The organism is Micromonospora sonneratiae, assembly GCF_042679305.1.
Classification (GTDB): domain Bacteria; phylum Actinomycetota; class Actinomycetes; order Mycobacteriales; family Micromonosporaceae; genus Micromonospora_H; species Micromonospora_H sonneratiae.
In genome coordinates this window covers 1-949 of the sequence record NZ_JBHTMP010000169.1, presented here as the reverse complement: position 1 = coordinate 949, position 949 = coordinate 1, and the positions used below count along the sequence as shown (strand labels likewise).

Here is a 949-nt window from a genome sequence, read left to right as displayed (position 1 = left end):
TCGCCAAAATCGAAATCGAAGAACCGGAAGAACAACGGCAACTTCACCCCACGACCCAACACCTTCGACGGATGCTCGATCACCCCCTCAACCGCACCCGACGCCAACCCACCATAAAACCCGTCCTTCGCACCGAAATCCTCACCACCACCCTTCGCCACCTCATCCGCAATCAACTCCGGCAAACCCTCAGCCAAACCATTCTTGACAATCGTCACCAACCACGGCACCAACTGCGACTTCCACGTCGTACCACCCCGCGCCCCCGGCAAATGCCGCATCCACCCAAGCCCCCAACCAATCGCCCCACCCAACGCCCCGATACCCGCCATGAACCCCGTCTTCTGACCATCCCACTCCTTGATATCTCGAGACCCCATCGCCACCTGCAACAACTGCACCGCCACATCCAACAACACCATGAACGCCGCACCCTGCACCACCGCCACAAACAACCGCTTCAACACACGCTTCACCACCTCCTTCGAAAACTGAAACAACGGCGCCAACACCGCCATCGGCTGAATAACCCCACCCGTAATCACCAACAAATACATCAACTTCATAATCGAAAGCAGCAGCATCGCCGCCAACCCGATAATCATCAACTTCGCATACTCAATCTCCAACCCCACCTTCCGCGCCCCAGCCGCCACCTCCTTAATCGACTCCAGCAACTTCGGCAACACCGCATTCGCCCCACCAGAAATCTGCGACAAGAACTCCAAAGCCGCCTCCATCGCCGGCCCATCACCCGCCGCCGCCACCGCCGCAGCCGCCCGCGACAACTGCCCCTCCAACGGAGCAAGATCCCGCCCCAACTGCAACCACACCTCACCCAACTCCCGCATCTTGTCCTCATCACCCTGAGGCCACCGCTCACCCACCAACACAAACGTGATCCACTCCAACTCCTTCGGAGGACCCGGAATACTCACCACACACCTCC

Annotated in this window: 1 protein-coding gene; it reads right to left on the bottom strand. The window is 59.1% G+C overall.

Translation table 11 applies throughout. From position 1 onward, the window contains the following. Positions 1-938, bottom strand: a 938-nt coding sequence (locus ACFQ4H_RS34835; RefSeq protein WP_377579548.1) for a WXG100-like domain-containing protein, incomplete at its 3' end; no start/stop codon positions are given. Positions 939-949: the final 11 nt, after the last annotated feature.